13 protein-coding genes and 1 pseudogene are annotated in these 7,573 nt (G+C 62.8%); all 14 read left to right on the top strand.

The features are described 5' to 3' along the window. Positions 1-152 (top strand): annotated as a pseudogene (locus Q8M13_RS02095) (50S ribosomal protein L24); the annotation flags it as partial. Then, a complete protein-coding gene (rplE, locus tag Q8M13_RS02100; protein WP_305297968.1) occupies positions 152-712 on the top strand; it encodes a 50S ribosomal protein L5 in 561 nt (186 codons plus the stop codon). The pseudogene Q8M13_RS02095 and the gene rplE, both read left to right, overlap by 1 nt. Before the next feature lie 21 nt (positions 713-733). After that, positions 734-1,039 carry a 30S ribosomal protein S14 gene (gene rpsN / locus Q8M13_RS02105; RefSeq protein WP_305297969.1) on the top strand — a complete coding sequence of 102 codons (306 nt, stop codon included), beginning with the start codon at positions 734-736 and terminating at the stop codon, positions 1,037-1,039. Continuing rightward, positions 1,002-1,445 carry a 30S ribosomal protein S8 gene (gene rpsH / locus Q8M13_RS02110; RefSeq protein WP_305297970.1) on the top strand — a complete coding sequence of 148 codons (444 nt, stop codon included), beginning with the start codon at positions 1,002-1,004 and terminating at the stop codon, positions 1,443-1,445. Before rpsN ends, rpsH begins: the two co-directional genes overlap by 38 nt. Before the next feature lies 1 nt (position 1,446). Further along, positions 1,447-1,980 (top strand): 50S ribosomal protein L6, encoded by a 534-nt coding sequence (rplF, locus tag Q8M13_RS02115; protein ID WP_305297971.1) that lies wholly within the window; start codon positions 1,447-1,449, stop codon positions 1,978-1,980. A 3-nt stretch (positions 1,981-1,983) separates the two neighbouring features. Further along, positions 1,984-2,343 (top strand): 50S ribosomal protein L18, encoded by a 360-nt coding sequence (gene rplR / locus Q8M13_RS02120; RefSeq protein ID WP_305297972.1) that lies wholly within the window; start codon positions 1,984-1,986, stop codon positions 2,341-2,343. Between the two features lie 10 nt (positions 2,344-2,353). Continuing rightward, positions 2,354-2,962, top strand: a complete 609-nt coding sequence (gene rpsE / locus Q8M13_RS02125; protein WP_056730073.1) for a 30S ribosomal protein S5 — start codon at positions 2,354-2,356, stop codon at positions 2,960-2,962. Between the two features lie 3 nt (positions 2,963-2,965). Further along, the gene (gene rpmD, locus Q8M13_RS02130) at positions 2,966-3,145 is read left to right on the top strand and encodes a 50S ribosomal protein L30 (RefSeq protein ID WP_305297973.1); all 180 of its coding nucleotides are present in this window, start codon (positions 2,966-2,968) and stop codon (positions 3,143-3,145) included. A 133-nt stretch (positions 3,146-3,278) separates the two neighbouring features. After that, the gene (gene rplO / locus Q8M13_RS02135) at positions 3,279-3,764 is read left to right on the top strand and encodes a 50S ribosomal protein L15 (protein WP_305297974.1); all 486 of its coding nucleotides are present in this window, start codon (positions 3,279-3,281) and stop codon (positions 3,762-3,764) included. A gap of 170 nt (positions 3,765-3,934) precedes the next feature. Further along, positions 3,935-5,284 carry a preprotein translocase subunit SecY gene (secY, locus tag Q8M13_RS02140; protein ID WP_305297975.1) on the top strand — a complete coding sequence of 450 codons (1,350 nt, stop codon included), beginning with the start codon at positions 3,935-3,937 and terminating at the stop codon, positions 5,282-5,284. A 53-nt stretch (positions 5,285-5,337) separates the two neighbouring features. After that, complete coding sequence (locus Q8M13_RS02145; protein ID WP_305297976.1) at positions 5,338-5,910, top strand: adenylate kinase; 573 nt, start codon at positions 5,338-5,340, stop codon at positions 5,908-5,910. A 194-nt stretch (positions 5,911-6,104) separates the two neighbouring features. After that, on the top strand, positions 6,105-6,473 hold the full coding sequence (gene rpsM / locus Q8M13_RS02150) for a 30S ribosomal protein S13 (RefSeq protein ID WP_305297977.1): 369 nt from the start codon (positions 6,105-6,107) through the stop codon (positions 6,471-6,473). Between the two features lie 12 nt (positions 6,474-6,485). Next, a complete protein-coding gene (rpsK, locus tag Q8M13_RS02155; protein WP_056730086.1) occupies positions 6,486-6,875 on the top strand; it encodes a 30S ribosomal protein S11 in 390 nt (129 codons plus the stop codon). A gap of 79 nt (positions 6,876-6,954) precedes the next feature. Beyond that, on the top strand, positions 6,955-7,573 hold a 619-nt coding region (locus Q8M13_RS02160; RefSeq protein ID WP_305297978.1), incomplete at its 3' end, for a DNA-directed RNA polymerase subunit alpha.

Below are 7,573 nucleotides of genomic sequence, written 5' to 3' on the forward strand. Positions count from 1 at the left end.
ACCCCCAGGGCGGTATCAAGAACAAGGAAGCCTCGCTTCACCTGTCGAACGTCGCGATCGCCGACGCCAACGGCAAGGCGACCCGCGTCGGCTTCAAGGTTGAAGAGGGCAAGAAGGTCCGCTTCGCCAAGACGACGGGAGACGTCATCTAATGGCCGACACCAAGTACACCCCGCGGCTGAAGACGGAATACAACTCGCGCATCCGCGGCGAGATGAAGACCAAGTTCGGCTACACGAACGAGATGCAGATCCCCAAGCTGGACAAGATCGTCCTGAACATGGGTATCGGTGAAGCCGTCTCGGACTCCAAGAAGGTCAACTCGGCGATCGCCGACCTGGCGAAGATCGCCGGTCAGAAGCCGCAGCCGACCAAGGCTCGTAACTCCATCGCCGGCTTCAAGCTGCGCGAAGGCATGGTGGTCGGTGCGAAGGTGACCCTTCGTGCGGACCGCATGTACGAATTCCTGGACCGCCTGGTTACGATCGCGCTGCCGCGCGTGAAGGACTTCCGGGGCCTGAAGCCCACCTCGTTCGACGGTCGTGGCAACTACGCCATGGGTCTGAAGGAGCACATCGTGTTCCCGGAGATCAACTACGACCAGATCGATCAAATGTGGGGCATGGACATCATCGTCGCCACGACTGCGAAGACCGACGACGAAGCGCGCGCGCTTCTGAAGGAATTCCAGTTCCCGTTCGTTCAAGCGTAAGCGGCGGGAAGGAAAGAAAAAATGGCCAAGAAAAGCGCCGTCAATCGCAATGAGATGGTCCGCAAGCTGGTGAAGCAATTCGCCTCCAAGCGGGAAGAACTCAAGGCGATCGCCAACGATGAGAGCCTGCCGCTCGAAGAACGCTTCGAAGCCCGGCTGAAGCTCGCCGAGCTGCCGCGCAACTCGTCCAAGACCCGCATCCGCAATCGGTGCGAAGTTACGGGCCGCCCGCGCGCGTACTATCGGAAGCTTAAGATGAGCCGGATCGCCCTGCGCGACCTGGGTTCCAATGGCCAGATTCCTGGCCTCGTCAAGTCGAGCTGGTGAGGAGGGTCTCATGGTGAACGACCCCGTTGGCGATATGATCGCCCGCATCAAGAACGCCGCTACCCGCGGCCGTTCGAAGGTTTCCACGCCGGCCTCGAAGATGCGCGCGCGCGTCCTCGACGTGCTCGCCGAGGAAGGCTACATCCGCGGCTACCAACTCGTTCAGAAGCCGGGCGCTTTCCCGGAATTCGAGATCGAGCTGAAGTACTTCGACAACCAGCCGGTGATCGTTGAGATCCGCCGCGTGTCGAAGCCAGGCCGTCGCGTCTATTCGTCGATCAAGGACCTGAAGCCGATTAAGAACGGCCTGGGGATCTCGATCCTGTCGACGCCGAAGGGCGTCATGTCGGACACGGCCGCGCGTGACGCGAACGTGGGCGGCGAAGTCCTCTTGCGGGTCTACTAAGATGTCGCGGATCGGAAAAAAGGCAGTCGCCGTCCCTTCGGGTGTGACGGTGACGATCGAAGGCCAGACGGTCACGGTGAAGGGCCCCAAGGGGCAACTCGCCTGGACCGTGGCTGAAGAGATCGAAGTCAAGCAGGAGGGCGCTGAGCTCCTCCTGACGAAGCGTGTCGACAACACCCGGGCGCAAGCCATGTGGGGTCTGTCGCGTACGCTGGTCGCCAACATGGTCGAAGGTGTCACCTCCGGCTTTGAGAAGACCCTCGAACTGGTCGGCGTTGGTTATCGCGCGGCGATGAAGGGCAATGCGCTCTCCATGCAGCTGGGCTTCAGCCACGAAGTTGACGTTCCGGCTCCCGCCGGCGTCACGTTCGCCGTGCCGAAGCAAACCGAAATCAAGATTTCGGGGATCGATAAGCAGGTCGTCGGCGAGATCGCTTCGCAGATCCGTCGCCTGCGTCCGCCGGAGCCCTACAAGGGCAAGGGCGTTCGCTACGCCGGCGAAAAGGTTCGCCGCAAGGAAGGCAAGAAGAAGTAGGCCATGGCTCTTAAACCCCGTGACACCGCCAAGCGCCGCGCTGAGCGCACGCGCATCCGCCTGCGGTCGGTGGCGAATGGTCGGCCGCGTCTGTCGGTCTTCCGCTCGTCGAAGAACATCTACGCCCAGGTCATCGATGATGAACGCGGCGTGACCCTGGCGTCCGCCTCCACCCTCGAAGAGGGTGAAAAGGCCGCCAAGGGCTCGGACAAGGAAGCTGCTGCTCGCATCGGCGCTCTTGTTGCTCAACGTGCGATCGAGAAGGGCGTCAAAGACGTCGTCTTCGACCGTGGCGGCTACATCTATCACGGTCGCGTGAAAGCGCTGGCCGACGCCGCGCGCGAAGCCGGCCTGAACTTCTAGGGGTACGCTGATGGCTCGTGGAAACGAACAACGTGGCGGTGGCGGCGACAATCGCCGGGACCGCAACCGCGGCAACCAAGCCGAAGAGCGCGCTGATTCCGACATCGTCGAGAAGCTGGTGCACATCAACCGCGTCGCCGCGACCGTGAAGGGTGGACGTCGTTTCTCGTTCGCCGCTCTCATGGTGGTCGGTGACCAAAAGGGCCGCGTCGGCTTCGGTCATGGCAAGGCGCGTGAAGTGCCGGAAGCCATCCGTAAGGCGACCGAAGAAGCCAAGAAGACCATGATCCGCGTGCCGCTCCGTGAGAGCCGCACCCTGCACCACGACGGCAATGGCCGTTGGGGCGCTGGCAAGGTGATGGTCCGCTCGGCTCCTCCCGGCACCGGCGTCATCGCCGGCGGTCCGATGCGCGCGGTCCTCGAAACCCTCGGCGTCCAGGACGTCGTCGGCAAGTCGGTCGGCTCGTCGAACCCTTACAACATGGTGCGGGCGACCTTTGAGGCGCTGAAGGCTCAGTCTTCGCCGCGTCAAGTCGCCGCCAAGCGCGGCAAGAAGGTCGCCGACGTCCTGGGCCGTAAGGCCGATGGCGCCGCCGCGGCCGCTGCTGACGGAGAGTGATCTATGGCTACGGTGACTGTTCGCCAAACGGGTAGCCCCATCCGACGCACCAAGGACCAGCGCGCTACGCTCGCCGGTCTGGGTCTGAACAAGATGGGCCGCGTGTCGACCCTGGAAGACACTCCCTCAGTCCGAGGGATGATCGCCAAGGTTCACCACCTGGTCGAAGTGGTCGAAGGCTAAAGCCTTTCCACTGGACGTTTAGGAGAGGCGGCGCCAAAAGCGTCGCCTCTTCGGCCGTTTCGGCGGCCACATTCAATTTCAGCCGAGTCGGAGCGAAACGCTCCGGCGACAGATCTCCAAGGAGAGGCGTCACATGACGAAGCTTAACGAACTCGCTCCGGCTCCCGGTTCCACGAAGAACCGCATGCGTGTCGGCCGTGGCCCGGGCTCGGGCAAGGGCAAGACCGGCGGCCGCGGCGTCAAGGGTCAGAAGGCTCGCTCCGGCGTGGCCATCAATGGCTTCGAAGGCGGCCAGATGCCGCTGCACATGCGTATGCCGAAGCGCGGGTTCAACAACCCCTTCGCCAAGGAATTCTCGGAAGTGAACCTGTGGCGTCTTGAGCAGGCGATCGCCGCCGGCAAGCTCGATGCCAAGAAGGCCATCAACGCCGAAGTGCTGATCGCTGCGGGCGTTCTGCGTCGCGAGAAGGACGGCGTCCGTCTGCTCGGCAAGGGCGAACTGACCACCAAAATCGACATCACCGTCTATTCGGCTTCGGCCGCGGCCAAGGCCGCTGTCGAAAAGGCCGGCGGCAAGGTCACGCTGACCGGGCCGGTCGCCGCTGAAGCGGCTGAGTAATACGCCCCTTCCGGCGCAAGCCGGGAGTTAGAGCTGACCATCCGGTTTCTTCAAGGTCAGCGACCACCCGAACGGATCCCCGGCCTTGGCCGGGGAAAGCGGGGAGGGACCGGATGACAGCGCAAGGCGGACACCCTATGTGTGGCCGGTCTTACAGTCTGGGGTTCTAAATGGCTTCGGCCGCCGAACAGCTAGCAGCTAATATGAACTTCGGCGCCTTCCAAAAGGCGACGGAGCTGCACAAGCGCATCGGGTTCACCCTGATGGCGCTCATCGCCTATCGGCTCGGGACCTATATCCCGATCCCCGGCATCGATCCGGTCGCTTTCGCCCAGGCCTTCACCGGCCAGGCGCAGGGCATCCTGGGCATGTTCAACATGTTCTCCGGCGGCGCCGTCGAACGTATGGCGATCTTCTCGCTGAACGTGATGCCCTACATCTCGGCGTCGATCATCGTGCAACTGCTGGGGACGGTGTATCCGCCCTGGGAAAAGCTGCGGAAGGAAGGCGGGGAGGCGGGTCGCAAGACCCTCAACCAGTACACCCGCTACCTGACGGTTATTCTGGCGCTGTTCCAATCCTTCGCGATCGCCACGGGTCTGCAATCGAGCCCTGGCCTGGTGCTGAACCCCGGCATCTTCTTCCTGGCTTCGACGGTCGTGACCCTGACCGGCGGCACCTTGCTGCTGATGTGGCTGGGTGAGCAGATCACCAGCCGCGGCGTCGGCAACGGCGTGTCGCTGATCATCTTCGCCGGTATCGTCGCCGTGTTGCCCAAGGGCATCTGGCAGATGTTCACGATGACGCGCACTGGCTCGCTGTCGGGCTTTGCGATGTTCGCGATCATCGTCCTGGCCATCGCCGTCGTCTTCGCCATCGTCTTCATGGAGCGCTCGCAGCGCCGGTTGCTGGTTCAGTATCCGAAGCGCCAGCAGGGCAATCGGATGTTCGGCGGCGACACCTCGTTCCTGCCGCTGAAGATCAACACCGCCGGCGTCATTCCGCCGATCTTCGCCTCTTCGCTGCTGCTGCTGCCGACGACCGCGATGGGCTTCCTGGCGACGGCTGAGCTGCCGGCCTGGGCGCAGTGGCTGCCCGGCGCTGTCGGCATGCTGCAGCACGGCCAGCCGGCGTTCATGGTCCTCTATGCGGCCCTGATCATCTTCTTCTGCTTCTTCTACACCTCGGTCGTGTTCAATCCGGACGACACCGCGGAGAACCTCCGTAAGTACGGCGGGTTCCTGCCTGGGATCCGGCCTGGCAAGCGAACGGCGGAGTATCTGGATTACGTGCTGACCCGTCTGACGGTGATCGGTGCGGCGTACATCACCCTGGTCTGCCTCATGCCTGAGGCGCTGATCGGCTACTTCAAGGCGCCGTTCTATCTGGGCGGCACCTCGATCCTGATCGTGGTGAGCGTGACCATGGATACGGTGACGCAAATCCAGTCGCATCTCCTGGCCCACCAGTACGAGGGCCTGATCAAGAAATCCAAGCTGCGCGGGGGACGTGCGCGCTAGGGCGTCGATTTAGGCCGGCCGTTGGGGAATGGCCGGGAGGGGACATTTAAGCTATGAATTTGATCCTGTTCGGCCCGCCAGCGGCGGGCAAGGGAACTCAGGCCAAGCGTTTGGTCGAGAACCGCAAGATGGTCCAGCTCTCCACCGGAGACATGCTGCGCGCCGCGATCGCCTCGGGCTCCGAGCTCGGGAAAAAGGTCGAGGGCGTGATGCAACGCGGCGAGTTGGTCACGGACGAGATCGTGATCGCATTGATTGAAGAGCGCTTGCCTGAGGCGGAAGCCTCCGGTGGAGCGATCTTCGATGGTTTCCCCAGGACCCTGGCTCAGGCCAAGGCTCTGGATCTAATGCTGGAGCAGCGCGGATCGCGAATCGATCTAGTGGTCCGCCTGAAGGTGGACGACGAGCAGCTCCTGAAGCGGGTCGCCGGTCGTTTCGCCGAATCGGGCCGCCCCGACGACAATCCCGAAAGCTTCAAAGTGAGGCTCTCGGCCTATAACGACCAGACCGCGCCGCTGCTGCCCTACTACGAGAACCAAAAGAAACTGGTTGAAGTAGACGGCATGGGTTCGATCGAAGACGTGTCCGCCGGTATCGACGGGGCTCTTGAAGCCCCGAGCCGGTAGGCAAACCCGCCCTAGCGGTCGCACGAAACCTGTAAAAGGTTCAAATTCTTGCGATTGCTCCATTGACGGAAACGCAACGTTCCCTATAACGGTGCGCTTCCGCGAAAGGGCGCGAAGGACGTGCCAGCCTTCCCATTGGGATTCTGGGCTGGGGCGCCGTTCGCGCTTCTCTGCGTGACTAGGAGATTCTACGCGTGGCCCGTATAGCAGGCGTCAACATTCCGACTAACAAGCGCGTCGTGATCGCGCTTCAGTACATCCATGGCATCGGCCAGGCGAAAGCCAAGGAGATCGTCAGCAAGGTTGGCATTGAAGACGCTCGTCGCGTCAATCAGCTGACTGACGCCGAGGTTCTTCAGATCCGTGAAGCCATCGACCGCGACTACACCGTCGAGGGCGATCTGCGTCGCGAGACCGCGGTCAACATCAAGCGCCTCATGGACCTGGCCTGCTATCGCGGCCTGCGTCACCGTAAGGGCCTCCCGGTCCGCGGTCAGCGCACTCACACCAACGCCCGTACCCGCAAGGGCCCGGCCAAGCCGATCGCCGGCAAGAAGAAGTAAGAGAGCTTAGCGATGGCCAAGGAACCGGCGCGCGTTAAACGTCGCGAACGTAAGAACATCACCTCGGGCGTGGCGCACGTGAACGCCTCGTTCAACAACACCATGATTACCATCACGGACGCGCAAGGGAACACGATTTCCTGGTCGTCGGCCGGCATGATGGGCTTCAAGGGCTCCCGGAAGTCGACGCCTTACGCCGCCCAGATGGCGGCCGAGGACGCCGGCAAGAAGGCGGCCGAACATGGCGTGAAGACGCTGGAAGTGAACGTGTCGGGTCCGGGTTCGGGCCGTGAATCGGCGCTGCGCGCTCTTCAGTCCGTCGGCATGACCATCACGACCATCCGCGACGTGACCCCCATTCCGCATAACGGTTGCCGGCCGCCCAAGCGTCGGCGCGTCTAAGTACCGAAGTACCGCACTCCCCACGCGCCGGACCGCGATTTCGCGTCCGGCGATCCTGCGTTTCGAGGGACATCTCTACGTGATCGAAAGAAACTGGAACGAGCTCATCCGTCCCGAGAAGCCGCTGATCGAGACCGGAACTGACGCGAACCGCAAGGCGCGTCTGGTAGCCGAACCTCTCGAACGCGGCTTCGGTGTGACGCTGGGCAACAGCCTCCGTCGTGTTCTCCTGTCGTCGCTGCAAGGCGCCGCCGTCACCGCCGTCCAGATCGACGGCGTGGTGCACGAATTCTCGTCGCTTGAAGGCGTTCGTGAAGATGTCGTCGACATCGTCCTGAACATCAAGCAACTGGCGCTGCGCCTGCACTCCGAAGGCCCCAAGCGTATGACGCTGAAGGCCACCGGCCCCGGCGCAGTCACCGCCGGCCAAATCGAAGTGCCGTCGGACATCGAGATCCTGAACCCTGACCACGTGCTCTGCACGCTGGACGACGGCGCCACCGTGCGCATGGAGTTCACGGTCAATAACGGCAAGGGCTATGTCCCGGCCGACCAGAACCGTCCGGAAGACGCTCCGATCGGCCTTATCGCCGTCGACAGCCTGTTCTCGCCGGTCAAGCGCGTCGCCTATCGCGTCGAGCCGACCCGTCAGGGCCAGAGCCTCGACTACGATAAGCTGATCATGGAAGTCGAAACCA

The sequence above is a fragment of the Phenylobacterium sp. genome (genome assembly GCF_030681155.1).
Classification (GTDB): Bacteria; Pseudomonadota; Alphaproteobacteria; order Caulobacterales; family Caulobacteraceae; genus Phenylobacterium.

Excerpts from the sequence above, each read along its gene's own strand:
- rplE (WP_305297968.1), top strand. The coding sequence starts at position 152 with ATGGCCGACACCAAGTACACCCCGCGGCTGAAGACGGAATACAACTCG.
- rpsN (WP_305297969.1), top strand. The coding sequence starts at position 734 with ATGGCCAAGAAAAGCGCCGTCAATCGCAATGAGATGGTCCGCAAGCTG.
- rpsH (WP_305297970.1), top strand. The coding sequence starts at position 1,002 with ATGGCCAGATTCCTGGCCTCGTCAAGTCGAGCTGGTGAGGAGGGTCTC.
- rplF (WP_305297971.1), top strand. The coding sequence starts at position 1,447 with ATGTCGCGGATCGGAAAAAAGGCAGTCGCCGTCCCTTCGGGTGTGACG.
- rplR (WP_305297972.1), top strand. The coding sequence starts at position 1,984 with ATGGCTCTTAAACCCCGTGACACCGCCAAGCGCCGCGCTGAGCGCACG.
- rpsE (WP_056730073.1), top strand. The coding sequence starts at position 2,354 with ATGGCTCGTGGAAACGAACAACGTGGCGGTGGCGGCGACAATCGCCGG.
- rpmD (WP_305297973.1), top strand. The coding sequence starts at position 2,966 with ATGGCTACGGTGACTGTTCGCCAAACGGGTAGCCCCATCCGACGCACC.
- rplO (WP_305297974.1), top strand. The coding sequence starts at position 3,279 with ATGACGAAGCTTAACGAACTCGCTCCGGCTCCCGGTTCCACGAAGAAC.
- secY (WP_305297975.1), top strand. The coding sequence starts at position 3,935 with ATGGCTTCGGCCGCCGAACAGCTAGCAGCTAATATGAACTTCGGCGCC.
- Q8M13_RS02145 (WP_305297976.1), top strand. The coding sequence starts at position 5,338 with ATGAATTTGATCCTGTTCGGCCCGCCAGCGGCGGGCAAGGGAACTCAG.
- rpsK (WP_056730086.1), top strand. The coding sequence starts at position 6,486 with ATGGCCAAGGAACCGGCGCGCGTTAAACGTCGCGAACGTAAGAACATC.